This is a genomic window from Nostoc sp. (assembly GCF_036917775.1).
Lineage (GTDB): Bacteria > Cyanobacteriota > Cyanobacteriia > Cyanobacteriales > Nostocaceae > Nostoc.
This window is the reverse complement of sequence record NZ_JBALEQ010000121.1, coordinates 81,876-107,793: the sequence shown is the minus strand read 5'-3', so window position 1 is coordinate 107,793 and position 25,918 is coordinate 81,876. Positions and strand designations below refer to the sequence as shown.

Genomic DNA, 25,918 nt, shown 5'->3' with positions numbered 1-25,918 from the left:
TATTATTGTATAATTACGTGGTTTTGCCCACAAAAGTAAGAATTAAAAGGTTTTAATAAGTTAATTTTTAATTTGTATGAATCTAGTGAATAAAAAAGAATTGACATTTGCACTGACAACACCACTATATTATGTAAACGATGTCCCCCATATAGGCAGTGCTTATACGACGATCGCAGCAGATGTAGTGGCACGATTTCACAGGCTACTAGGGCATCAGGTATTACTAATTACAGGTACAGATGAACATGGACAAAAAATTCAGCGATCGGCGGAAAGTTTAGGCAAAGCGCCACAAGAGTTTTGTGATGAAGTTGTCCCTAGTTTCATTAGTTTGTGGCAGTTACTAGACATTAAATACGATCGCTTTAGTCGGACAACTGCACCTCGTCATGAAGCGATCGTCAAAGAATTCTTTGAGCGAGTCTGGGAATCTGGTGATATCTACCAAGGACAACAACAAGGCTGGTATTGCGTATCTTGCGAAGAATTCAAAGAAGAACGGGATTTGCTAGAAGGACACCGTTGCCCGATTCATATTAACAAAGAAGTTGAATGGCGAGACGAGCAAAACTATTTTTTCCGCTTATCTAAATATCAAAATAAGCTGACAGAATTTTATCAATCTAAACCCGATTTTATTCAACCAGAAAGTCGGCGCAATGAAGTCCTCAGCTTTGTCAATCAAGGGCTGCAAGACTTTTCTATTTCACGGGTAAATCTAGATTGGGGTTTTCCCGTACCAGTTGATCCCAAACACACCCTTTATGTTTGGTTTGATGCACTGCTAGGTTATGTCACGGCATTACTCGAACCAGATGCAGAACCAACTTTAGCAAATGCTTTAGAAACATGGTGGCCAATCAACCTGCACCTAATTGGTAAAGATATTTTGCGCTTCCATGCAGTTTACTGGCCAGCAATGCTGTTGTCGGGTGGCTTACCCTTGCCAGAACGAGTATTTGGGCATGGCTTTTTGACTAAAGATGGTCAAAAGATGGGTAAAAGTCTGGGTAATACCCTTGATCCAGTTGCGTTAGTTCAACGCTATGGTAGTGATGCCGTTCGTTATTACTTCCTTAAGGAAATCGAATTTGGCAAAGATGGAGATTTTAATGAAGTAAGGTTCATTAATGTTCTGAATGCAGATTTGGCAAATGATTTAGGTAATTTGCTCAATCGCACCTTGAGCATGGTGAAGAAATACTGCGTTGACAATAATGTTCCGTCAATCGGCAATGAAGGAATTCCTGACGAAAATCCTTTGAAAACAATAGGTTTACGTCTAGGGGAACAGGTGAAAGAAGCATACAAAGAACTAGCTTTCAGTCAAGCCTGCGGCGCTATCCTTTCACTGGCACAAGCCAGTAATAAGTTTATTGATGAACAAGCTCCTTGGTCATTATATAAACAGGGACAGCAAGAGTCCGTAGAAAAAGTTCTCTACGCAGTTCTAGAATCAGTTAGACTGGCAGCTTATCTGCTTTCCCCAATTATTCCAAACATCAGTAGCGATATTTATCAGCAACTGGGCTTTGGAATAGACTTTAACGATCAAAAACAAAGTTCAGTTACCGCTCCTTTTGCCACCCATGCAACATGGGGGATACTATCTAGTAAACAACAGTTGGGTACATTCCAACCAGTTTTTAAGCGAATAGAACCCCCGAAAAACGATTAGTCCTTATCAAAGTCTGATTTTGTTCAATTTCTTATTTTCTCAAAAAATTTATCGGGGCTGAACTTAAATTAGTCCCGGAACATTATCATAAGCCGCTGTGACTAGCATCTAAAAGTTCGTAATTTGTATCAAAAATAACAGGGATAAAAATCGAGGTATCACAATGATGTTGAATAATTTTGAAACCGATTCAATATTCACGCCAGAACAAGTTTTGGAGAATCGGGGTAGGGTAGCCATATTTATTGACGGCTCAAATCTATTTTACGCTGCACTGCAACTAGGGATTGAGATCGATTACACGAAGCTATTGTGTCGATTGACTGGAGGTTCTAGACTCCTGCGGTCTTTTTTCTACACTGGTGTAGACCGGACAAACGAGAAGCAACAGGGGTTCCTGCTGTGGATGCGTCGCAATGGCTATCGAGTCATTGCTAAGGATTTAGTCCAGCTACCAGATGGCTCTAAAAAAGCTAACCTGGATGTAGAAATAGCTGTAGACATGATGGCACTAGTTGATTCCTATGATACCGCAGTTTTAGTTAGCGGTGATGGGGATTTGGCTTATGCGGTCAATTCAGTTAGCTATCGTGGCGTGCGGGTAGAAGTGGTAAGTTTGCGTTCGATGACTAGTGACAGCTTAATTAATGTAAGCGATCGCTACATTGATTTAGAAGCCATCAAAGAAGACATTCAAAAAACCCCTCGCCAAAGCTATCCATACCGGCCGTTATCTGGTATCGGCTTTTTGGAAGACCCAAGAACTAGTGATGGACACCTAGAAATCCAAGAATAATGGCGTATCAATTTCATAAAAGAGGGAGACAGGGGGAGAAAAAAATTCAAAATTACTCCCCCACTCCCTCCTTCCTTTTTTTACCTTTGATTTTTTTCTTGATATTTGGTTTAGTAAGTTGTGGGGGTAAATCCCCTACAGCTTCTCAAGAAAATCCTGCGGCTTCATCTAGGCAAGATAGCGATTTAACCTTCTTTGATGTCACCCTAGAACAGGCAGATGAAGTGGGAAGACCAATTTGGAAAGTCAGGGCTAAAACCGCAAAATACACCAAAGAAAAACAAATTGGTCAAGCTGAAAGTCCTTATGGTGAACTATATCAAGATGGTAAAGTAGTTTACCAAATCAAGGCAGATGTTGCAGATATTGAACAAGATGGGAAGCAGTTGTTTCTTAAAGGTAAGATATTTGCCACAGACCCTAAGAATGGTGTTGTATTGCAAGGTAATGAATTAGAATGGCGACCCAAAGAAGATTTGTTGATTGTCCGCAACCAAATTAACGGCACTCACAAACAACTACAAGCTGTAGCGCAAGAAGCACGAGTTAAAACCCGCGAACAGCGTATGGAATTTTCTGGACGAGTAGTAGCAAATTCTGCTGATCCCCAATTACAAGTACGAACCGAGCATTTAATCTGGAATATTAAAGAAGAAAAACTGATTGGCGATCGCCCCATACAAATTGATCGCTACAAAGATAATAAAATTAGCGATCGCGGTAAGGGTAATTCTGCCGAAGTCAACTTAAAAACAAAAATTGCCACTATTCAACAGAATGCTCAATTAGATTTACTAGACCCACCAGTGCAAATAGCTAGTAACTCTATGACTTGGAACATGAACGCAGAAACTGTTACTACAAATTCTCCTGTGCGGATGTTCCAGCGTGTTGAAAATCTTACCGTAACCGCCAATCAAGGTGAAATGAAAATTCCACAAAAAACGGTTTATTTAACAGGTAACGTCAACGCCATTGGTCAGCGTCGCCAATCTTTGAAATCTAATACATTAACTTGGTATTTAGACAATAAGTTAGTTGAAGCTCAGGGAAATGTGGTTTATCGGCAAATTGACCCACCGTTAAATTTTACGGGTGAAACGGCCGTTGGTAATCTCCAAACAGAGAATATTGTTGTCAAAGGTGGCAGTTCTAGCGGTAGGGTAGTAACAGAAATTATTCCCCAAGAAAGAGCCAATCGTCAGCAGTAGAGTTAGTGGAAATGGGGAATGGGGAATGGGTAAGAGGACTTGTCCCCAATTCTCACTCAAGTCACCTTGTTCCCAAGACCCTCCTACTCCCCACTCCCTGTAACACTCTAGGCTAGGATTTTAGTATTACAAGTCCTTTGATAACCCATGAATGGATCAAATCAATTAGACAAGAAATCCTTGCCAATATCCCAGCAAGCAGAACATTCCCAGCATCATGATACAGACCACGAGCATACAGATCATACTCATGGGACTGGAGAGCCGGCTCATCCTCATGTCCATAGCGAAGAGTCTTTACGGCGAATTGCCAATCGATTATCGCGTATAGAAGGCCATGTTCGTGGTATTAAAACAATGGTGCAGCAAAATAGTCCTTGTCCTGATGTTCTACTGCAAATTGCCGCAGTCCGGGGCGCATTGGATAAGGTAGCGCGAATTGTTTTGGATGAACATTTAACTGAATGTATTGCGAGAGCTGCACAAGAGGGTAATATTGACGTTGAAATTAAACAGTTAAAAGCTGCTTTAGATCGATTTTTACCTTAAAAATTAGAAAAATCAGAAATTGACTAGCACTACAAGACATTTGGTAGATATGTAATATTTGGTGTATTGACTCAGAAAAAGGGTTTTTATGCCAAAATTAGCACAAGTGTTTCACAGTTATAGTTAATAGTCTGGGTCGTTCCAAAGCAGTCATAAGGGGGTAACTTATACCCTTGAAATTATATTAAAGTACGGTATGGAAGTTTTTGCATTTGGATTTTATATATATCTTCCAAGAATGATTTTAAATAAATATAAATTTAACTATTGTCTAAATATAAATACTAACAAACCTATAATTTTTTTGTTACATGGCTTTATGGGAAACATTAATGAATTTGATGAAGCTATAAAATTTCTAGCAGAAGATTTTTCTTATCTTATCCTTGACTTACCAGGACATGGGAAAACCGAGGTTGTAGGAGGTGATGAATACTATAGAATGGAACCCAGCGCTCAAGCAATAATCAATTTATTAGATGAATTAAAAATAGATAAATGCCATTTAATTGGTTATTCAATGGGTGGAAGACTAGGTTTATACCTAACTCTAAATTTCCCAGAACGTTTTATTAAAGTCGTATTAGAATCAGCTTCCCCAGGTTTAGCAACAGAAGCAGAACGATTAGAACGAGTTAGGCGTGATGCTCAAATAGCTAGAAAATTAAGCAGAAGCATTATTCAAAGTGATTTTGCGACTTTTTTGTCCAATTGGTACAATCAATCAATTTTTGGTTATATAAAAAATCATCCAGAATACGATCGCATGATACAAAGTCGCTTGCAAAACAATCCACAGGAATTAGATAAATCATTGCGCTTCATGGGGAATGGATGTCAACCTTCTTTGTGGGAAAAGCTACAAAAGAATAAAATTCATATACTCTTACTAGCTGGTGAATATGATGAAAAATTTATATTTATTAATACAGAAATGGCTAAATTATGTGAATTTGCACAGCTAAAAATAATTAAAAAAGCTGGACATAATATTCACTTGGAAAATACCTTGGCATTTGTGGAAAATATCAAATATTTCCTGTCTACAGCAAGTTAGAAACTAAGATAATCTCACGGCTTCTTTACTGGCTTCCTAGAAGGAGTTGGCGATGGTGTCAAATTTGGGGTAGTTGGTTGATTAGCTGCGGTTAATTCCTCTTGCAACATTTTCTGATAAACTTTAGGCAAAGAGCTACTCACAGAATTAGTTTCTATACCATATCCTAGACTCGTCCAAGTCGGAGAGAGTCGCCGCAAAACATCATTTAACTTTCCCTGACGCAACAGTTGAGAAAGATCAGTTCCCCAAACTTTAGAATCAGTTAACCAACGGTAAACTACTATATCTTGATATTCTGCTTCAAAACTATAAGCAGTCCAAAACATCATCTGCATCGGCTTTGGGTGATAACGTGGGGCTAAACGATACCAAGTAATGTTGATAATTTGATATCTTCCAGCAGCAGTAGAACAATTACCTGTATTTGGGCCTGTGACAATTGTGACGCATATTTCAGGATGTCGGCTAAGGTCATTAACTTGTTGTCCACCATACAACAGCGAATAGGGACGGTTTCCACTGGCTTCACTCGCCGAGATGGTTCGCATTAAAGCGCGGATATAGGGGTCGCCCTGTTTCATCACCAAAGGCGGCTGTTTAACTGCAAAGATGGGATCGGAAGGCGATCGCAAGTCTCCAATATACCATTGCAACAAATACACAAAGCCAAGAAGCGCAGCTATTGGCCCAATAAGTTTTTCAACACCTTTGAATTCAAAGCCTTTCAGAGTCTAACTCCTTCAAATTTGCTCTCTTTGCTAACACAAATCATTGACGAACTCATTTTGACAAAGTTCACGCCTGATTGTTAGTTATTATTCCCATTTCATCATTTTTTTGGTAATTAAGAAAAAAGGTTATGAAACAGTATAGCAAGCGAGATACTCTTAACAATAGCGACTAAGTAAAAGGCTTGCACCTACTAATTATGTTATGGTTAAGATAGTTGATTTTTCCCGCGATTAGCTATGACAACAGAAATATTAAAATCTGTTGAGCCTACCCTTTATGAAGAAGATTATTATTTATGGGTAGAAACAACACTTAAACAACTAGAAAATAAGGATATTGATAATCTTGATTGGCAACATTTAGCAGAAGAAATTGAAGCTTTGGGAATTGAACAAAGACGAAAAGTAGAAAGTTACTTGAAACAATTACTAATTCATCTTTTAGTTTATCGTTATTGGGAAAGTGAAAAAGAACATTTTCAACGAGGCTGGCAAATAGAAATAACTAATTTCCGTGATGAACTAGAGTTTTCTTTTCGTTCCAAAACACTTTATAATTATTCTCTTAACTGCTTAGGTGCAGTTTATATTAAAGCCAGAAGGCAAGCAATTCAAAAAACAGGTTTATCCTCTGAGATTTTTCCAGAACAATGCCCTTTTACTCCCGAAGAGATTTTTAATAGTGAGTACTTCCCACAATAAAAGTCATTTTGTATCGCTGTTTGTGGAGATAAAGGTTACAAAATAGCGATCGCCTGTCTATGGTAAATGAGTGTAGGGTTAAAGCGCCGTATGAGCAATGAATGCACTTTAACCCTACGTTTTATTTGTGGGATAGAGCGATCGCTTTAAAAAGTAAAATCAAGGACGTTAAATGAAGCAAGCTACTTGATAAAGTGCGATCAGACTTGAGCCGATCATTTTAGGGAATAGAATCCTCTAGAATATTAGCACTGTTGAAATAGCTCCTTAAAGCTTTTTGAGGCTGCTTCCGGTTTAGCAACAATTTCGACAATTTTATTGCGTGCATCTGCTTCAAATAGCGCCTCAACAGCAACTTGGGCGACTTTCTGCCTGGGGATGCTACCGTCAAACAATGTATCAGCGCTCTGCATCACGATCGCATCTGAGTTATCTTCATTCTTCAATCCACCAGGCCGCACAATCGTATAAGTCAGACCACTTTTCTGGATATACTCTTCAGCTTGCTTTTTCCACACCAAAATCAGCCAAAACAAGTTCAGTGGATGGAATAACAGCGAAGTACACAAAGAAGAAACCAACACAAGATGCTCAATCCCCTTTGATTTGGCAGCTTCTACTAAATTTTTAGTCCCTTCAAAATCTACTTTATAGGGGCCTGTGGGGTCAAAACTAGGTTTTGCACCAGTCGCAACGAACAAAACTGTGCTATCTCCCAACGCAGCATTTAAACTTTCTGGTTGTAACACATCACCTACAACCAACTCAGCTTCAGGAGACAGAATACCCTTAGCTTTCTCTATATCCCGCACCAAAGCACGGACTGGAATATTCCGTGCTATCAACTCTTGCACAATCCGGCGACCTGTTTCACCGGTTGCCCCTGCTACAAATGCTTTCATGAGAAATGCTATCCTGGGAAACTATTGTGTGCTTGTTTAGTTCTTTATTTTAGTAATTCTATGGAGTTGATGGCAGATTAATGAGGTTTTAGTCAAAATTAGATATTAGTGTGAAATGACCCAGGCACGTGGGGAATTATTAATATAGACAGAACGCCAAAATATACAGTAATGCATTTATGCTTTCAAAACAAGGCGAATATAAATCCTGGGAAATAACAGAAGCAGTTTTACCTGTAGCGTCCAAGCAAGAAGAAGCGAAGGACATATTAACAGACATAAATGTAGCGGCGATTACCAAATTTTACGGTCGCTATCAAGATTTTATGGAAATGCCTGCCCCAGCAGAGAAGGTTGCTGAGTATCTTAATACTCACGCCTTATGGTTTTCTCGTTGTGCTGAACCTATGAAAGTGCAATTACTGGGGGAAAATGGCTATGCTTTAGTAATTGGTCGTTTTGGTGCTTTCGGTTATGAAGTAGAACCGAAAATTGGTTTGGAATTGTTGCCTCCAGAGGAGGGTATTTACCGCATCCGTACAATTCCCATTCCTGATTACCAATCGCCTGGTTATGACGTAGACTATCGGGCATCTCTACAGCTAATAGAAAACGATGCTTGCAGTAGCGGCGAGGTTACAAGAGTTGAATGGGAATTGGATTTAGTAGTTGATTTGCACTTTCCCCGGTTTATTCAGCGATTACCCAAGTCTATAATTCAATCTACAGGCGATCGCTTACTTAACCAAATCGTCCGCCAAGTTTCTCGTCGCTTAACACGCAAAGTTCAGCAAGATTTTCAGAAATCTTTAGCAATACCCCTTGCTGTTAATTCTAAACAAAAGCACTGATTTAACAATCCTTTGTCATTTCTCATACACTAATGACAAATGACAAAGGACAAATGACTAAGCTTTAGTAAGAATTCTTTGGACAATTTGCACGCCAGTAACAGCCTGCCAAGCAAAAAGTCCCAAAAGCGTGAAATTTAGCAAAATATGGGTTGCGCGTGCCCAGTTTGCTCCTTTCTGCATATAAGGAGACAAAGCAGCAGAAAATGCAATCAGACCCGTCATACCCAGTCCTGCCAGCAGGTGAGGGCCGACAAACAGCTTGCCATTATTGATGTAAGTTACACCCATCCCTCCAATTGCACCTGCTACCATCAAACCTAAGAGTATAGACCCGATTTGGTAGTGTCTGACGTTATATCTACCTTTAATCAGTTCTTTCTTTTCTTCCCCCTGAGCATTTCTGGTACGCTGTAATTGCAGCCCCAAGTAGGCAGCATAAATTGAGAGTACTAATAGCGCCCACATCAGCACCGGATGGAAGAAATTCAGCCAATATTTCACCGACGCAGAAAGTTCCAAGCTCATAGTGTTCTCGCCAAATTATTAAATCTTCATAAAAATTAGCATAACTCTATTCTTTGTGCTTAAAGTTGCCCAACTTAAAAGAGTCTAAGGGATGAGGAGAGAAGACACTTGGATTTCTCACAAGTGAGAAATCCAAGGGGTGTGGGAGGTGTGGGAGGATGGGGAAGAAGTCTTACCCCCCACACTCCTCTTTTCCCTCTGCCTACACTATGTGTGAGAAATCCGGGGACAAGAGTTAAGCCTCCCTTATCTTTAATTTGCATCCAATCAATAGATAGAATGCTTGCCAAGACTGCGTTTCTTAATTTTTAATTTTTAATTTTCAATTTTTAATTGCATAACCCTCTTGCCAAAGTGCATAAACAATCTCAGACTGAGTTTTGAGGGTAGACGAACAAAACCCCTGTGTGGGATCTCATTCATGACTGAAAACAACGATACTTTGCTGCTAAAAGCTGCTAAAAGTGGTGATATTAAGGGGCTGTGTGCGCTACTGGCTGCTGGTGCGAGGGTAGATGCGTGCGATCGCCAAGGTACTACGGCGTTAATGTTTGCTGCCAATTTAGGCTACACCGAAATTGTGCGATCGCTGCTGGATGCTGGGGCAAATATCAACTTGAAGAGAAAACTCTATGGTTTGACGGCTTTGATGTTAGCAGCTAGTGCTAAACAACTTGACATTTTGAAACTTTTAGTATCCAAAGGTGCTGATGTCAATGCCACTAATGAAGATGGCAGCACAGCTTTAATGGCCGCAGTCCTCAAAGGTCATATCCATGTAGTGCGAATCTTATTGGCTACTGGTGCGGAAGTGAGTATTGCCGATAAAGATGATGATACTGCCTTGAAACTCGCCATTAAGCAGGGAAACATAGAAATTTTACAAGCAATTCTCCAAACTGGTGTTGATGTCAATATCCCAGATCAAGAGGGTGAGACACTCTTAACATTAGCCGCAGATTTGGGGCATTTGGAGGTTGTGGAAGCACTGCTAGCGGCGGGGGCTGATGTGAATGTAAAAAACGCTGATGGTGGAACTGCATTATTGGCAGCAGCAGCAGGCGGACATAGTGCGATCGCAGCAGCTTTACTGGATCGAGGTGCTGAAATTAATCTCCAAGACCAAGATGGTGAAACTGCCCTACATCTTGCCGTTGTGGAAGGCTACATTGATGTCGTGCAAGTATTACTTAACAGGGTTGCAGATGTCCAAATTAGGAACCGTCTAGGTGATACGCCACTGCTTGTAGCAGCTTTGCAAGGACATAGCAAAATTGTCGAGGCATTGCTTCGTTCTGGGGGAGATATTAATGGGAAAAACCTTGGTGAAGTACCTTTGACATTGGCTGCATCACAAGGACACACCCAAACAGTGAAAGTGTTACTAGATTATGGCGCTGATGCCAACACTGTGGGAGACGATGGCAAAACTGCTTTAATTAAAGCAACCGAACGCAAGCACACAGAGATCATACATTTGCTGCTGGCAAAGGGGGCAGATGTGAATTTTCAAGACTCAGCGAGGGCAACATCATTGATGTGGGCTGCCTCAGCAGGTGATGGCGAAATTGTGCAGTTATTACTCCAAGCTGGGGCAGATGTGAATTTAAAAAACCGTGGTGGTTATACTGCTTTGATGATTGCAGAATTCAATGGTTATAAAAATGTAGTGCGGAGTCTGCAAAAAGCTGGAGCGCAAGAATAGCTATCTGAATTCTTCATCTAAAATATTTTCAGAAATATCTTGACAAGTTATTAAATGAAGGTTAATAAATTTAATACCGAGGAAGTTTAAAACAACTAAGTCTAGACCGAAGAAACAAACAAAGCAAAACTCCGTCGTAACTGTTGTGAACTTGCTACGGCGGAGAAAAGAAAAATTAAAACGCCAAGAGGGAGCAGGTTAAATGCTTGCGTCACAAGGATAGAAAGAAAGCAAATATGAAGAAGTAAATTTACCTTTTACTTTTTACCTTGTGTCTTTTACTTTTTACCTACTCTCCCCCTTGGCGTTTCCTACTGTGCTAGATGTGCAAAATATATAGTTTTTACTGGAACATAAAAGTATTCTAAGGATCATTTTTTATGTATCGTCCTAAAGGCTAAGTGCAAACAAGTCACCAAAAAAGGTTGATGTATGACCATTTAGGCGATCGCTACGAAAATTTCAAGAAAAAATAAAAAACTCCATCCCGCAAGTGGCATGGAGTTTTTGGGCATGGGAAAGAGTCACCAAGACCCTATACCCCAAGTCGCCGGGCGGCTATCCCTCTTTAACCACCAGAGGATGGAGTTTCCCGCCGACTTTCAATAAATTATTTTTTGTAGCGCAGTTGTAGTATATTGTATTAACAGTCTGGGGCAAATTTGTCCTATTTGATTAAGTCGAAAAAAATGCTCGGAAATAATAGTATGAAGTTTTTGTAATCGATGGGTATACGCAGTAAGCAATTAAGTATTGAGCTAATATCCGTGTAAAAACCTGCATTCCAGTCTGGAAACTTTCTAAATACAATTTTTACTAGAACATAACTAAAACATAACTAAAATTCTGTAAAACTTTATGAAAGATAACTACAGTTATAGGTAGTATACGTAAGTATAGACAGCAATAAAATGTAGTGTCAAAAATCTCAAATTTTGCTGTTATTCAGTACGGATAATAAATTATTTACGTGCGTTTATGCACGCGGCAATTTATTGACCCTTATACAGAATGATAGCTTGTTGGATGGACAATGCCCGATTTGAAGTGACCGTTTTCAAGGATGTTCTTTAATTGATTTTTTTGAGCAAGTCAAGCCATAAAAGCGATGGTCAGCACTGCTGTGCAGAACCCACTTTAATAGCTCAAGTTTAGACCTGAATTCTAGCAGAAAATTAACGAGGTCAAATGAACAATAAAATGGAAAGTATTATTAAGCCTGAAACTGAGATGACTCTTGAGGAGTTTTGGCAAGTAGCTGATGATACTCGGCTAGAAACAGAATATCTCACCGATCAAAAATTACAATACTTGCAAAGTGCCTCTCTTGATGTTTTACAGCAAATTTGTTTGCAATACCGCTATTTTGTCAGAGATTATCCTAATAATCTTTCAATCCTAATTTCCAAAGCGGACTATGGTAATTTTAAAAGTTTAATGGCTCAAATTATGGCTGAGGAATTAGGAAATGGTCGGTTTAAAAAGACTCATCTACAACTCTGGGATAATTTTCTCACCAGTATTGGAATAGAACCCCAAATTCTTTCAGATTCTCTTCATGCAGAAAATTTTAATTTGCTAGCAGAACTAAAACAGCTAACCTTAGACAAGCCAATAGGTTACGTTATTGGTCTGTGTGGGATGGGTGGCGAGTGTTTGTGTCAGATTTATTTAACTGCCATGTATAAATACATAACTCTCAATCCTTATATTCAGAGTAATAAAGAAACTATAGATTGGGAATTTTGGAATATTCATATTGGTGAAGAAGATATCCGTCATCGTGTCATGGTGAAAAATGCCATCAATGAAATTATCCAAGCTGAACCGAGTAATTTACAAGATTTAGCTGCTGGTTATCAAAAAGCTAAATCAAATTGGGATGAATTCTGGGGAAATAACTACAAATTGGCTGAGAGGGTGAAATTAACAGCAGTGCAATAATATAATCTAAAATCCAATCAGCAAAACAGCTTTTCTTTTCTGTCTATAAAATTTGCAGAACAACTAGTGTCATGTCATCAGTGTTTTGCTTATCATCACCAATGAATTGCTGAACTTGGTCAAAAAGGTAATCTACAATCTCCTCTGGCCCATTACAGTACTTGCAAGCCGTATTAAAGCCAGTGACAAAGTTATCTTCATCGAAGCGATCGCCACCAGCTGCCGCTGCATCGGTCAAGCCATCTGTATAGTAAATAATTGTATCCCCAGGCTCTAACTGTACCTGAGCATCTTCATATTGGCTGTTAGCATCCAAACCGATTAGCATTCCTAAAGTATCTAAACGGCTGACAGTTTTCGTGGCTGCGTGCCACCACAAGGGAGGATTGTGTGCCGCATTGCTATAAGACAGAATTCGACTGTGAGGATTATATTCTGAATAAAATAGTGTTACGAAACGGTGAGAATTTTCCAAATCCGCATACATAACTCTATTTAAGTTTTGCAGAATTTTTGCTGGGGAATTCCCATGTAGCACTTCTCCCCTTAGCATTCCTCGCATCATCGTCATAATCAGCCCAGCAGGGACACCTTTGCCCATGACATCTCCAATAACCAAACCCCAGCGACCAGTTTCGGTGTCGCTTTTAGTCTTAGACCGAATTTTATTCTGATTGGTAGCAATAAAGTCGTAGTAGTCACCGCCGACACGATTTGCAGGTTTACAACGGGCCGCTAAGACTGCACCAGGTATTGTGGGACATTGACGTGGTAGAAGTCGCCGTTGAATTTCTGCACCAATTTCTAGTTCTTGGTCTAAGCGTTCTTTTTTTCTAAGTTCTACAGCTAGTTCATCGTTTTCGATCGCTACTGCTGTTTGGTCTGCCACTAACCTAACTAACTTTTGCCTAGTTTCTGTCCAACTATATTCTGGATCGCGGCTCAATACGTAGAGCCATCCCCTTTCTGTATGCTTTACCAGAATCGCCGTACCAAAGATTTGCACATCTGGCCCCAAATAGCGATGCATCTGGTCATCTAAAATCCCCGTCGCATTCGCTAGAGGGGCAGTATTTGGCAAAAGCGTGATTTGACTGCTGGCTATTTCTAGCGCTTTGCGGATATTTTTACGCTGTCCACTATCTTGCCAATGTAACTGTTCTAACCTGACTTGACCATTAGGTTTGTAGAGAAACAGGGCGCTGCCGTCTGCATCTGTCACTCTTGTTGCCATTAGCGGAATCAGTTCCAAAAACTGATTCAAATTATTGAAACTTCTCAGGGCAAATCCTAAAGAACTGAGCAAATCTTGAATTTTGTTCTGTTCCCGGTGCAACCTTGCCACGAGTTCTTTGAGTGCCACGACTGGGGTGACATCCGTCGCGGCACTACTATTGTTGTCAGTGGGTTGAGAGGGCAGTTGAGACACAGGCACAGGTATTATTGCACTTTATATTGGCAGATTTTAGATTACTTATAAGCTTTTTGGCTTTCGTATTGCTAAACCATAATTAGACAAGACTTGTCACTTTAGCAAGAGTATAAAGACGTAACAGGTAACTTTTATCAGTATTTTATTTGCTTATTGTATTTTTGATGAAATCTTAGTCATTGAAAATTATGTATTTTTAGTCAAAATCCAACCCGTAAAAATTACTATAGCGATTCCAATTGTATGGAATATAGACCTAACCTCTAGCCTTATAGAGAGATGTGTGTACACCGTAGCCTTTTCGAAGAAAGATCAAAGTGTATTGCATCAAAACGAGAAGCGCTATAGTTTTGGTGATAGTTCAGAAAGCTTTTCCTTTTTGCATAACTTAATTACCAAAGCATATCTCTAAAGTCAGAAAAATACTTTATTCAAAGAATAATTTATAACGCTTTCAAAGTAATTATTTAGGTATAGGAAACTAGGAAATTAGAAGCCTTTTGAGCGAAAACCTCAATAAGCGCTCCAATCGAGCTTATTTTGGTAAAAACATACTTACATTCATTCCTAAAGCTGAGAATATGTAAATAAGTCTTTAAATACTTAATCTGTATACCATAATTACCGTGAGCATCGCCAAGGATGATACTAAATCTAGAAAAAATCTCCTCCCAAAACTTTAAGTCAAAAGCCAGAAACAATGTTGTCGTTTTATCATCAGAATTCAAATCTCTCGATTTACTACAAAAATATTTGTAGATTCTTTCGCAAGTAGGAGCTGAAAATACACCTGGGAGTGTTGAAACAGCTTACTTACACTAATTCACTTTTTGAGTCCACTGTGGACGATTTTCCGAAGTTCTGGTGGTCGGAAGCCGTCTTTTTGGCAAACATCTGACGCTCGTAATCTAACTTTTAAGTAAGTTACGTGTAGCGTGCATTTCTCCCGACTTGCTAATGCAGTTGCTTCGCCTGTTGGTGATGCTACGCATAGCTTGTACAAGTTGCCATAGCTAATATAAGTTAACTGCGGAGGGAAAATACCGCAGTCTTTGACTCACCCACGTTGACTCTCTAATTTACTACTCACCGCTTAGACTGCTGTCCATGCACACCACAATAGTTGTATTTGTGGGGGTGAGTATCTTGTCTACCCTTTAAGTTTTTACAAAATGTAAGTTTACGGGCTTTTGTGTGTAGCAACTAAATGTCTTGCTACTCCACTTAAAAAGCCCTTAAAGGGGTGAAAAAGTTCATTAGCTTGAGATTTTAGCAAAAGTCACCCATTTATTGTGACAAATTTATGATTTTAGGATTTTAACTGTTTTTAGTTAGTTCCAGTGATAATACCAGATTCAGTTATCCCTAAATTTCTCAGTTTGTCAAGAAAAATTTTTAACTCCCAATTTTTTAATTAGCTACTCAAGAGAGCTTCGACAAACTCATAGCTCGAAAAGGGTCGTAGGTCTTCAATTCCTTCACCAGCACCAATAAAGCGAATGGGTAAACCTAGCTGTTGCACAACAGCTAGGGCAACACCGCCTTTAGCAGTGCCATCGAGCTTGGTTAAGACAACGCCACTCAGTTGGGCCGCTTGGGAGAAAACTTCGGCTTGTCGTAGTCCATTTTGACCTAAAGTTGCATCTAGAACCAATAGCGATTCCACTTTGGCATTGGGAGCTTTTTTGTCGATAATGCGCCGGATTTTACCGAGTTCGTCCATTAAGTTTTTCTTGTTTTGTAGTCGTCCAGCAGTGTCTACCAGAAGTAATTCTGTTTGCCGTGATTGGGCGGCTGCGATCGCATCAAATACAACTGCTGCCGGATCTGTATTTTTTCCAGGATTGGCAATTACTTCTACACCACTTCTACTACCCCAAACCTTCACCTGTTCCACGGCAGCGGCGCGGAAGGTGTCTGCTGCCCCAATCAAGCATTTATAGCCAGATTTTTGACCTAAATGGGCAATTTTGCCGATAGTGGTGGTTTTCCCGGCACCATTCACCCCAGTGATTAACCAAATGTTCAAGGTTTCTTTTTCTGGGGTAAAGCTAGTTTTGTGCAATGCTTTGCTTGGTGCATCCAGCATATCCCGCAGAATTTTTTTCAAATAAGCGATCGCTTCTTCTGGTGCAGTAACTTCTTCTCTAAGTTTTGTCTGTAGGGCATTGATAATAAAGTCTGTCGCCTCTACACCCACATCAGCTTGTAGGAGTAATGCTTCAATTTCCGTCACAGCAGCTTGGTTTAGCGGCCCTTGACCAACGATCGCCTTAAGTTGGTTAAGAATACTCCGGCGAGTTTTGTCTAACCCTTGCCGGAGCTTTTTCAGCCAGGTTATTTCTTCAATAGAAACGTCTTCTGGATTTCTACCTTGAGCTGCTAAAACTTTCGCTGACCAGACAAACCCATCATCAAATACCAGTCCGGGAATTTCCTCTCCTATCTCTGAGGTTGCAGCTACTGGCTGTAATACCTCCGGTTCTGGAACTTCAATGGCAGTGGCTATTAGTTGATCCAGTTTTGCTTGCCGTTCTGCCGCCGCCCGTTCTAAGAAGGATAAATTAGCTGGTGCTGTTGGCTGCGTTGCCTCTGGCGTGGGGGTTTGTTCAATTTCGTTTGTGGTTATTTCTAGGCTTTCGACATCAGGCTCTTCAGCAATTGCTACTGAGGAATCTTCTGTATTTTCTTCCTCAGTAGCAATTGGGATAATTTCTGGCTGTGCTGTTTCTAGGGTTGTACTAACAGGTTCCTCAGTTAGTTCTGATTCAGTGATTTCCGCAATTGCCGTTTCTACAGTTTCAGGTTGTACTGAGGCATTTTCTGAATCAGGCGAGGTTTCTACTACCTCAACCTGTTGTTTTTGCTGAATATTTTTGTAAGCAGCTTTAGCAAATGCCAACAAGTCTGCCGTTGTGTCTAGTGCAGTTTCAGCAGTTGAGGTTTCGGCTGGCTCTGGTTGGGGTTCTTGTGCAGGAGTAGTTTCTTCCTGTTTTTGATCAGAGGGAGTCTCAGAGGAATCGTTATATTGACGGCGGAACCAATTAAAAACCATTGCAGCAGTATTAGTTATATGAGTTATAAGTTATAAGTTATGAGTTTAATTTAACTTTGCACTTTTTCTTGGGGTGAAAACTTACCGGTTATCCTCACCTTTGATAGCTAGTTGGAGGAGAATCAGTTTCCTTCGGTTCGTGCAGCGTCTCCCCTTCTTCCAAAGGAGAGCTAGCGCCAAGGTAAAAGTTTCGCTCGGAGGAAGCCGCAGAAGCGGCTAAAGACTTTTCTCCATAGCAGTATATGAATTAGGCAGCACTACTATGCTGTTTTTTTCTGCTCAGTGACTCGGCGCAAAACACCATTAATAAATCGATGACCGTCGTCTCCACTGTAGCGTTTAGCTAGCTCCACAGCTTCGTTGATGGCGATACTATCTGGAACTCCTAAGAATTTCATTTCTGCCACAGCGATTTGCAGGATATCGCGGTCAATTTGGGCGAGGCGAGTTACTTGCCAATCCACTAAGGCAGTAGAAAGGAGTTCATCTATAATGTGGCGATTTTCGTTGACAGTAATCACAAGCTCTTTAGCGTAATTACGGACTCCCTTATCCTGATTAGCTAGTTGAATCAATTCGGGGAAATCAACTGCCGTACCCAATTGATTGATTGCTGTTTGGGTGCAGGCGATCGCTTCTTGAAGCATTGTTCTGGCAGAATTGAGGTCAGAAGCGCGAGTTTGGCTACTCAAAAGGCGATCGTTACTGCGTTGCAGTTCACCTGCGGCATTATTGAGGGTATCTTGCACTTCTGAGGTCAGGGTGCGTACTGCTCCTAGCACCAATTTGGATACTAGTTGATCGTCTGGTAATGTATCTAATTTTTTTGGGTTGACTGGCAATTGGCTAAGGCTTAAAAGCGCCAATTCACGAGCAATTTGCTGGGGTTTACGAGGTTGCATAAAAGTCAGGGGTGATTGTGCGAGAACTGAGTAACTAGGCTGGGCAAACTTACAAGTTTATCAATTTTGGCACAGTCAAACAACAAGATTACGCATTTGCTTGTGACTTTGCCAGATTGATTTTAAATTTCTTCAACGGGAATAATCTGCCGCTTGATTTCGTCGTGTTTCACTTCTACTGTAGATTCTTTAGGGAAAATCAAGGGCGTATTCGGGGCGACAATGCCACCCGATACAACTATTTTAAAAGCGTCTTCAATGGACATGGAGAGGTTCACCACCTCGTCTTCAGGAACGACTGCGTACCATCCGGTAGTTGGATTTGGGGTGGTGGGGATAAAAACACTTAGGACGGGGCGGGACATCTGGGCTTGGATATCACTGCTGATTGCACCAGTGACAAAGGCGATCGCCCAAATTCCTCGGCGGGGATACTCTACCAAAATTACCCGGCGAAATTTGCCATTAGAATCTTTTAATATTGTTTCTAAAAGCTGTTTGAGAGTTTTGTATACCTGCCCAGCTAAGGGGATTGCCTGTAATAATCGCTCACCAAAATCTAACAACCACCGCCCAGCAATATTGCGAGCCATCAGTCCCATCAATAAGATACATAGTAGTGGTACAGCTAATCCTACTAATAAATTCAGTAAATTTACTAAAATTGGGTTTAACCCATCAAAAGGATTCAGTTGTTTGGGAATTTGGGTGAGGAAGTTGATTACCCAATTAGCAATGGTAATTGTTAGCCAGATAGTGGTTGCTAGGGGAATTACTACCAACAAACCAGCAATCAGGTCGTTTTTTAAGTCCTGTTTTAGGCGATCGATTACCAAGCCCTGATTCTCCTGTTTTAAGCTAGAGGAACTTTTGTTATTGGTATCCATACCAGCAAATTCGTCAAATAGCAAAGGCTTTACTTAAAGCAACTTCTGCCGCAAGTAACTATCCAAAACGCTAGCAGTTTGGCTACTACAGCAAAAATACGTACTTTTTGCTGTAGTAGCTATTCTCCTACAAGCATAGACATAGATATCAACCAATCAGATGGTGGCTGGTTATTCTCAGAAAATGTCACCTTTCCTGGTAAGACTTGTAAATGATTATTGCAAGTCATAAGGTATTACTAATCTATCGCGCTCAATCAAAAGCTGCTTTTGATTCTGAAAGTACCACCAGGTAAACTGAGGAGTTATTTTATATGGTCAGTCCCTCACGTTTGATCGGAAGCGGTTTTTATGAAAATGGTCTGTTATAAATATTAATTTAATATGGTGGTTTTGTTTAAATTTAAAGCGCGGTAGGGTAGCACAGCTAGCGATGCTACCCTATTTCTGACATTCTGATTTTGCGTAGGCGTAGCCCGCCGCAGGCATCGCTTACCCGCCCGATTGCTGCTTGTTGATTTTACCGAGAATCCTTCTAATCTCCAGTCCCCTTTACGCCACATCAGCCTGTGTAGTTTCTGAATCCTCACACTGTAACTGTTGTGGACTCTCTTTTGCCAAAATTGCTGTTACGTCTAAATTAGGTTTTGGTAGATACTTCATTTCCCAAACTTTGAGCAAAATTAAGTATTCGTAGAATGCCTGCAATGTACACCAAGCAAGTCCAGCGTGTCCATCTAAACATCCGCCTAACATAAAATACATATATACAAACCGTAGCAAAGGTCTGGCAGGTAAACGCAAAGACAAATCTTTCAAGGCGCGGCGTTTTTCGACTTCCGATTTACCAAAGAATAAATCTTGCCAGTTGACCTTTCCCTGTTCTAACTGATACAGAGTTTCTTGGGCTTCATCTGTAGAATAACGGTTATGCTTATCAATCCAACGGCTCAAACCTTTACTACAAGTGTAGTGGGGGTATGTTTCCTTTAAAAAGCTGGTTGCACCATCACAAACTTCCCGCTCAGTATGACCGTAATCTGTAAACCACACCTTTCCGTGGCGGAAGAGACGCATTTGGTAACGGGGATACTGTGTGCTGTAGCGAATCCAACGATTCATGAACATGACACGTTCAGCCACGTAGTAACCGATGTAATCAATATTCTGACTTACCTTTTCGCATTCCGCGAACAGTTCTGGTGTCATCCGCTCATCAGCTTCGAGAATATAAACCCATTCGTGCTTTGGGGGGATAGACTCTAACATCCAGGTGCGTTGGCGGCCGTGGCTTTCAAAAGCGTGTTGGACAACGCGGATAGGATAGCTACTGGCAATTTCCACAGTGCGATCGCTACTGCATGAATCCACAACAATAATGTCATCCGATAGCATCGCTGATTCGATACAAGCAGCAATATCTAGTTCTTCGTTATATGTCAGTATGTAAATTGAGAACATTACTCAAGTTTTATAGCGATTTTACTCAGTGATAATTGCATTTTTATTTTTATTAGCTATTATGTGCATGGCAGTATAAACCGAATAATTTTTGTAGAAGTATTAATACTGCCATGCCAATAGTAGATTAACGGGCGGTAGCTTTAGGTTTCCCACCTTGTACAGCACCCATACCTTTTAAGCCTGTCCAGCCGATGATAATGTAACCAATGGATAATAACAAACTGCTAATCCCAATCCGCAGTCCAGATTTCCAAGCAGCATCTTTAGCTTGTTGTTCTGCATCTTCTCTGCGTTGGCGAACTTGGCTCAATTGTTGAGTTCGCAGTGTCTGAATATCTGTTTGTTGTTCGATAGCTTTATCAAGTGCTTGGGGATCTGTTTTAGCCTTCTTCAGTAACTCTTTGATATTTGCGGGAATTTGAGAGCTTTCAAGCGCTTGCTTGTATTTTTGATCGTCTTTGAGGATTTCACTAAACTGAGCTTTGGTTTGGGTTCGCAGTTGATCTAATTGAGCTTTTCCTTGCTCAGTATTCAGTTGTGCTTGCAATTGCGATAAGCGAGTGTTGAGTTGAGCTTCTGCCTGATCTGCTTCTTGAGTGATTCGATTGAGTGTTTGAGTCTTAGCTTGATTGACGTTATTGAGGTGCAGGGGAAAAATCAGCAAGAACATCAACCCTAAAATACTTGAGAGAATCACGGCGGGAAATCTTAAATCGATCCCTTGGGGGCGATCGCTTCCGGCATCAGCGTTTTCAATCCAATAGGCAGCAAACAGCAGCCCCAGCCCCACGAGAGGAACAATCCCCCGATCAACTAGTGCTGTTGCTAAGTTGATTTGCCATACCCGATCAGTCGGTTGAAAGGGTAACAATAGAATCAAAAAGTCCACAAAAAAGGACAAAATGCAGATTATTCCAACTACCTTAACGGTGAGGGCAGTACTCACGGAAGTAAAACGGTTAACCATAGTTTTTCAAACTGGCGGTGAATACGAGTGATTTTCATATTTCAAGTTACTTGAATATTGTGCCCATGACCGTGACTGTTGTGTAAAAATACAAAGCAGATTCAATATTGCTAAAGGCTATCTGCCTCTTGGTTTTCAACTAGGCCACAGTAACATTTGTTATGTACAGTGTCTTCAGGAAATTCCTAGTATTTGAAGATACGAAGCTAATGCGGGGCTATGGATTCAGATCCCCGACTTCTTGAAGAAGTCGGGGATCTGGGCACTTGTTCCCAAATCGACAGATCCTCAGGTCGGTCAACATCAGCTAAAGGCGACAAATTCACGAATGATAAATGAAGCTTTTGGGCAATGTCTACGGTTTTCTGGAATACTTGAGCAGTTCCCCACTCGATGTTAACGAATAACTCCGCGATAGCTTGGCGCAAACCAATTAAGTAATATCCACCGTCGATCGCAGGCCCAAGTACGAGGTCAAAGGTGTGTAACTTTTCAAAAGCTGTTACTAGAATCTCGACATTGACTCCAGGACAATCTGTGCCGATGATAATTACTTTTTCTGCACCAGATTGAAAAGCATCGAAAAGCGATCGCGCCATCCGTGAACCTAGATCGCCTTCGCCTTGAGATTGGTAAACCAAATCTAACCCCAGCCAGTTTTGCATGAGTTGCAAATCGCCACCTGCAAATCGCACTTCCACAGATATGGCAATGGCTTTTTGCAATTCTTGAACCTGAAATATTGTATATTCAGTCATTTCCCGTTGAAGATTGGCAGCACCAAGATTTCCTAAAGCAGGTATCAATCGGGTTTTTGTCTTACCTGGTTCTGGATAGCGAGTAAAAATAATCAGGTGCTGTTTTGGGTTTGCTGGTAAGTTCAGCACGCAATACCTTAATTTGAATAAACTAAAAATATTTTAATAGCAATACTTGCCGTCATCGGCTGTAGTATGCTCCTTCGCAGTTCGCATTGCCCCTAAAATCGTTGAAACAATAACACAACGCTTAACTTTACCACCAGAACTACTGGATAGCGTGATCCGTCCTAAATTTTGTGAATTACCTCTGTAGTCAAATTGAACTTTGCGTATGCCATTTGACAATTGCAAGGTTGTCTCAGAATCTAAGCGTAAATTGGAATCTATATTATTCCAGTTAACCGCAGATGGATTTACTGTAGCAGGATGAACTGCCCATTGAATAATGCCGTTTTGCTCACGAAAGCTAGCTTGCCAAGTCAACTTTTCTTTAATGGCTTGGCTTCGGGCTTGATGAATAGCAAGGTGAACTTCGTTTTGAGCAGTGTTAAGACGGCGAGTCTCTACAAAAGCTAGCCAATTAGATATTCCTAGCGTAGCTAATATAGTAATTAATACAATAACTATTAACATCTCTGGTAGGGTAAAACCACTACTGGAGTGCTTCTTCAAAAAATTTTTTGCATTAACTAGAGACGGTAAATGCACCTGGATATCCATTTTTGTTTTCTGATCGCTTTTCAACTACCCAGCCGTTGAGCAATGTTTCAGTTTCTTGCCTTCTAACTTGACGCTGGTTAGTAATAATGTCTAGCAAGGTTGGCAGAATAACGATTGTGACAATTTTCAGTGACAATTTGAAGGTGAAATTTATGTTCTGAAGTCTTGAAGGGTCATAAATAAAATACTTGCACAAAAATATAGCTGCTTCTAAAGCTTTTTTTCGGTTAAATGGCTTTTGTAGAGCTTTGCAGACCAGGTATTTGTATAAATTTGCCAGACAAAGATTCCAATTATCCTTTAGTGTTGTTGCCGTAGCGTCTCGTAGAGAAGGTCTTTTTTTATAAGCTCTCTTAAGTACTTGCAAACAGGATCTTTCCTGTCTAACAAGATTGCAAGAAACTGAATTAGGAGTTATGCGATATAAGATTTGTACAGATGGGACACATATAAAATTAAACTTAGAGGCTAATCGCAGCCACATATCCCAATCCTGAGCCGCACCTAAAGATTCGTCAAAGCCACCTAATGCAATTAAAGATTTTCTACAAATTAAAGGATTGGAACCATTCTCTAAAAAGTTATTTAGTAGCAAATGTTCATAAACATTTCCATTAGCTTTAACACGCTTCCCTGAAAGTAGAAATTCACCATTTTCGTCAATATAATCAGTCCAACTGTAAGCGACTTTTGCGGTAACGTTTTCTTGTAAAGCCTTTAATTGAGATTTAAGTTTATCAGGTGTCCAAATATCATCTGCATCTAAGAAACTAACAAATTTTCCAACAGCATGGTGTAGCCCTCGGTTACGACTAACGTTTCCCCCAGCATTGGGATAGGAAAATACTTTTATTCGTGAATCTGGGATTTTTGTAATAATTTCTAAGGTTGAGTCTTGGGAACCATCATTTATTAAAATTAATTCTAGATTGTGGAAATTTTGATTTAAAACAGATTCAATAGTTTCTTTAATAGTTTTTTCACTATTGTAAGCTGGAATAATTACACTAATTAATGTTTTATTTAAAGTTGACTTAATCATGTTGTATACTTCTTGCTTTCAAAATTTTGTCCAACTTGCATCTTAAAGAATAAAAGGGACTCATCATACTAGCTAAGTAAAAGTTAAGCTCAAAAAGAGCAATTAGATTAGTTTGAAATTGCCCCCTATACTGAATGAGGTGCTGTAATACTCTACGTAAATTTCCTAAAATAGTTTTCACAAAAATTATTGGTTTTTGCCAATTTTTAGCATTTATCAAACGTAGCTGAAAAATACACAAGCCACAGCCACGTGCCAAAGTCAGTAAATAATCTCTTTCCAGCCGCCAATGCGGTATTTGATGATAAGTATGCATGGTAGGGTTATACCAAATTTCCCAGCCTGCATAATGTATATAAAGCAATGGTTCATAGTCATCACCCTGCACAAAAATGCCAGGTAATTTGCCGCTTAAAGTCGGTTGTTCTGGTACATTTTCACACCATACTTGTTTTCTCACAACAAGCGCTGCCGCAGGAGGTAGTCTTAAATTTTCTGCATCAAATAAATGCGGATTTGAACCATGTTCTCTGATTGCTAAAAAAGCTTGAATTCTTTCAAAATTTTCTGGAAGTTTTACTTCAAAATCCCCATGAATCTGTCCGCTCCAAGCACCTGCTTGAGGATGTTCTAATCCAAAGGTATATGCTTGAGCTAACCAATCAGGATCAGGTAAATTATCATCATCTAAAAACGCTATTAGCTCACCTCTTGCTTCACGTACTGCCCGCAATCTTGCAAAGGCGGCTCCCTGTTTGGGTTCTAAAAAATATCTTAACCGACAATTTATATCATATATTTTTTGGTAATTCTGGATTATTTCAGATGTGTTATCAGAACTATTGTTATCTACAATAATAATTTCCCAATTAAGTTTTTCTACTCCTATCTGGTTTAATAGCTTATCTAAAACTTTAGGTAAACGGGTTGCTCCGTTATAGGCAGGGATAGCTATGCTAATATCTAAACTTTCAACTGATAAGTTGACCATAACACTTAATGTTTTGATAATTTATTTTTTAAAATATCCATTTTTCCAAAGATAAAAAGGGCTAATGAAGCTACTAAAAAAAAGTTCCATTTCGCAAGCAACTACCAAATCGTGTTTGAGTCTAGTTCGGTATTTGAGTAAGTGGAAAGCAATTTTACGTAAATCATTTATCATATAAGATACAAGAGCAATTGGTCTATATATCTGTTTGATATTAACCATTCTAGTTACATAACGGCTAAGTCCAATCCCTCTAAAAAAGGGAATTAAATAGTCTTTTTGTAACCGGGAACTAGGTATTCTATGGGAAATTTCCATTTCTGGGTTATACCAAATTTCCCATCCTGATTTTTGGATATAAGACAACATTTCTAAGTCTTCACTGGTAAGCATATTACCCTTAACTCTCCCAGTTAAAATCGCCTTATCTGGCACGCTTTCTAACCACGCTTGTTTACGCACTACAAGTCCGGCAGAGGGAGGTAGTAATTTTTTAGATGCTTCATATAATAACGGTAAATTACCTCGCTCTGTAATTGCTAAAAATGGGGCAATTCTCTGAAAGTTTTCTGGTGGTTCTACCTCCCAGTCAGGGTGAATTTGGCTGCCATAAGCTCCCGCTTTGGGGTATTTTTCACCAAAAACATAAGCTGCATATACCCAATTTGATACTGGATAGTTGTCATCATCTAGAAAACCTATTAATCTACCTTTAGCTTCTGCGACTGCCCTTTTTCGGGCATAGGCTGCCCCCTGTTGTGCTTCAAAGCAATACTTCAAAGGGTAAGAATATTGCCAATTCTGTTGATAGGCTTGAACAACTTTAGCTGTGTTATCAGTGCTATTGTTGTCTACAACTATAATTTCCCAAGATAAATTTTCGGTGTGAAGTTGGTTTTGTAGCCGTTCTAGTAGTTCAGGCAAACGACTTTCACCGTTATAAGTTGGGATAGCTACAGTAATATCAAGGTTTTCAGCCATTTGACAAAATTTACATTTTGATTTGATTAAGACGCTTTTATTTTATATATTGAACC

23 protein-coding genes are annotated in these 25,918 nt (G+C 40.0%); 9 read left to right on the top strand and 14 right to left on the bottom strand.

Annotated elements, in window-relative coordinates:
- Window positions 1–76 precede the first annotated feature (76 nt).
- The 5 genes from metG to menH all read left to right on the top strand — a co-directional run bounded on the left by metG (window position 77) and on the right by menH (window position 5,294).
- Complete coding sequence (gene metG / locus V7K69_RS25050; protein ID WP_335039358.1) at window positions 77–1,681, top strand: methionine--tRNA ligase; 1,605 nt, start codon at window positions 77–79, stop codon at window positions 1,679–1,681.
- A 166-nt stretch (window positions 1,682–1,847) separates the two neighbouring features.
- Window positions 1,848–2,477, top strand: coding sequence for a LabA-like NYN domain-containing protein (locus V7K69_RS25045; RefSeq protein ID WP_041565095.1), 630 nt, complete (start codon window positions 1,848–1,850; stop codon window positions 2,475–2,477).
- Window positions 2,477–3,688, top strand: coding sequence for an LPS export ABC transporter periplasmic protein LptC (lptC, locus tag V7K69_RS25040; RefSeq protein ID WP_335039356.1), 1,212 nt, complete (start codon window positions 2,477–2,479; stop codon window positions 3,686–3,688). The genes V7K69_RS25045 and lptC overlap by 1 nt, the downstream gene beginning before the upstream one ends.
- A gap of 147 nt (window positions 3,689–3,835) precedes the next feature.
- Window positions 3,836–4,237 (top strand): metal-sensitive transcriptional regulator, encoded by a 402-nt coding sequence (locus V7K69_RS25035; protein ID WP_335039354.1) that lies wholly within the window; start codon window positions 3,836–3,838, stop codon window positions 4,235–4,237.
- 238 nt (window positions 4,238–4,475) lie between these two features.
- Entirely contained in the window at window positions 4,476–5,294 is an 819-nt protein-coding gene (gene menH / locus V7K69_RS25030; protein WP_335039471.1) for a 2-succinyl-6-hydroxy-2,4-cyclohexadiene-1-carboxylate synthase, read from the top strand.
- Between the two features lie 14 nt (window positions 5,295–5,308).
- Here the strand turns inward: menH and V7K69_RS25025 are convergent, their stop codons facing one another.
- On the bottom strand, window positions 5,309–5,959 hold the full coding sequence (locus tag V7K69_RS25025) for a glycoside hydrolase family 24 protein (protein WP_335039352.1): 651 nt from the start codon (window positions 5,957–5,959) through the stop codon (window positions 5,309–5,311).
- Between the two features lie 306 nt (window positions 5,960–6,265).
- Here V7K69_RS25025 and V7K69_RS25020 point away from each other — a divergent pair, with 306 nt between their 5' ends.
- Window positions 6,266–6,730, top strand: coding sequence for a DUF29 domain-containing protein (locus V7K69_RS25020; RefSeq protein WP_335039350.1), 465 nt, complete (start codon window positions 6,266–6,268; stop codon window positions 6,728–6,730).
- A gap of 245 nt (window positions 6,731–6,975) precedes the next feature.
- Here V7K69_RS25020 and V7K69_RS25015 read toward each other — a convergent pair whose 3' ends face one another.
- Entirely contained in the window at window positions 6,976–7,632 is a 657-nt protein-coding gene (locus tag V7K69_RS25015; protein ID WP_335039348.1) for an NAD(P)H-binding protein, read from the bottom strand.
- Between the two features lie 179 nt (window positions 7,633–7,811).
- Between V7K69_RS25015 and V7K69_RS25010 the strand changes: the two genes are divergently transcribed.
- On the top strand, window positions 7,812–8,483 hold the full coding sequence (locus V7K69_RS25010) for a DUF1997 domain-containing protein (RefSeq protein ID WP_335039346.1): 672 nt from the start codon (window positions 7,812–7,814) through the stop codon (window positions 8,481–8,483).
- A gap of 57 nt (window positions 8,484–8,540) precedes the next feature.
- On the opposite strand, the gene V7K69_RS25005 is transcribed toward V7K69_RS25010, so the two are convergent.
- A complete protein-coding gene (locus V7K69_RS25005) occupies window positions 8,541–9,011 on the bottom strand; it encodes a DUF4079 domain-containing protein (protein WP_114080236.1) in 471 nt (156 codons plus the stop codon).
- Window positions 9,012–9,432: 421 nt separating this feature from the next.
- Between V7K69_RS25005 and V7K69_RS25000 the strand changes: the two genes are divergently transcribed.
- A complete protein-coding gene (locus tag V7K69_RS25000) occupies window positions 9,433–10,716 on the top strand; it encodes an ankyrin repeat domain-containing protein (RefSeq protein ID WP_335039344.1) in 1,284 nt (427 codons plus the stop codon).
- A gap of 1,188 nt (window positions 10,717–11,904) precedes the next feature.
- Entirely contained in the window at window positions 11,905–12,660 is a 756-nt protein-coding gene (locus tag V7K69_RS24995; RefSeq protein ID WP_335039342.1) for an iron-containing redox enzyme family protein, read from the top strand.
- Window positions 12,661–12,703: 43 nt separating this feature from the next.
- Here V7K69_RS24995 and V7K69_RS24990 read toward each other — a convergent pair whose 3' ends face one another.
- From V7K69_RS24990 to hpsE (V7K69_RS24940), 11 genes are all read right to left on the bottom strand, one after another.
- Window positions 12,704–14,095 carry a PP2C family protein-serine/threonine phosphatase gene (locus tag V7K69_RS24990; RefSeq protein WP_335039340.1) on the bottom strand — a complete coding sequence of 464 codons (1,392 nt, stop codon included), beginning with the start codon at window positions 14,093–14,095 and terminating at the stop codon, window positions 12,704–12,706.
- Between the two features lie 1,411 nt (window positions 14,096–15,506).
- Window positions 15,507–17,147 (bottom strand): signal recognition particle-docking protein FtsY, encoded by a 1,641-nt coding sequence (gene ftsY / locus V7K69_RS24985; protein WP_335039338.1) that lies wholly within the window; start codon window positions 17,145–17,147, stop codon window positions 15,507–15,509.
- A 260-nt stretch (window positions 17,148–17,407) separates the two neighbouring features.
- On the bottom strand, window positions 17,408–18,049 hold the full coding sequence (nusB, locus tag V7K69_RS24980; RefSeq protein WP_335039335.1) for a transcription antitermination factor NusB: 642 nt from the start codon (window positions 18,047–18,049) through the stop codon (window positions 17,408–17,410).
- Window positions 18,050–18,171: 122 nt separating this feature from the next.
- The gene (locus V7K69_RS24975) at window positions 18,172–18,936 is read right to left on the bottom strand and encodes a DUF502 domain-containing protein (protein WP_334806150.1); all 765 of its coding nucleotides are present in this window, start codon (window positions 18,934–18,936) and stop codon (window positions 18,172–18,174) included.
- 552 nt (window positions 18,937–19,488) lie between these two features.
- Window positions 19,489–20,397, bottom strand: a complete 909-nt coding sequence (locus V7K69_RS24970; RefSeq protein ID WP_335039332.1) for a glycosyltransferase family 2 protein — start codon at window positions 20,395–20,397, stop codon at window positions 19,489–19,491.
- Window positions 20,398–20,524: 127 nt separating this feature from the next.
- Complete coding sequence (gene hpsJ-B, locus V7K69_RS24965) at window positions 20,525–21,367, bottom strand: hormogonium polysaccharide biosynthesis protein HpsJ (protein ID WP_335039330.1); 843 nt, start codon at window positions 21,365–21,367, stop codon at window positions 20,525–20,527.
- Between the two features lie 206 nt (window positions 21,368–21,573).
- On the bottom strand, window positions 21,574–22,254 hold the full coding sequence (locus V7K69_RS24960; RefSeq protein WP_335039328.1) for a TIGR04282 family arsenosugar biosynthesis glycosyltransferase: 681 nt from the start codon (window positions 22,252–22,254) through the stop codon (window positions 21,574–21,576).
- Window positions 22,255–22,287: 33 nt separating this feature from the next.
- Window positions 22,288–22,848, bottom strand: a complete 561-nt coding sequence (locus tag V7K69_RS24955; RefSeq protein ID WP_335039326.1) for a GspH/FimT family pseudopilin — start codon at window positions 22,846–22,848, stop codon at window positions 22,288–22,290.
- The gene (locus tag V7K69_RS24950) at window positions 22,814–23,890 is read right to left on the bottom strand and encodes a glycosyltransferase (RefSeq protein ID WP_335039324.1); all 1,077 of its coding nucleotides are present in this window, start codon (window positions 23,888–23,890) and stop codon (window positions 22,814–22,816) included. Before V7K69_RS24950 ends, V7K69_RS24955 begins: the two co-directional genes overlap by 35 nt.
- Window positions 23,883–24,881 (bottom strand): hormogonium polysaccharide biosynthesis glycosyltransferase HpsE, encoded by a 999-nt coding sequence (gene hpsE / locus V7K69_RS24945; RefSeq protein WP_335039322.1) that lies wholly within the window; start codon window positions 24,879–24,881, stop codon window positions 23,883–23,885. Before hpsE (V7K69_RS24945) ends, V7K69_RS24950 begins: the two co-directional genes overlap by 8 nt.
- 21 nt (window positions 24,882–24,902) lie before the next feature.
- Window positions 24,903–25,862 carry a hormogonium polysaccharide biosynthesis glycosyltransferase HpsE gene (hpsE, locus tag V7K69_RS24940; protein ID WP_335039320.1) on the bottom strand — a complete coding sequence of 320 codons (960 nt, stop codon included), beginning with the start codon at window positions 25,860–25,862 and terminating at the stop codon, window positions 24,903–24,905.
- Window positions 25,863–25,918: the final 56 nt, after the last annotated feature.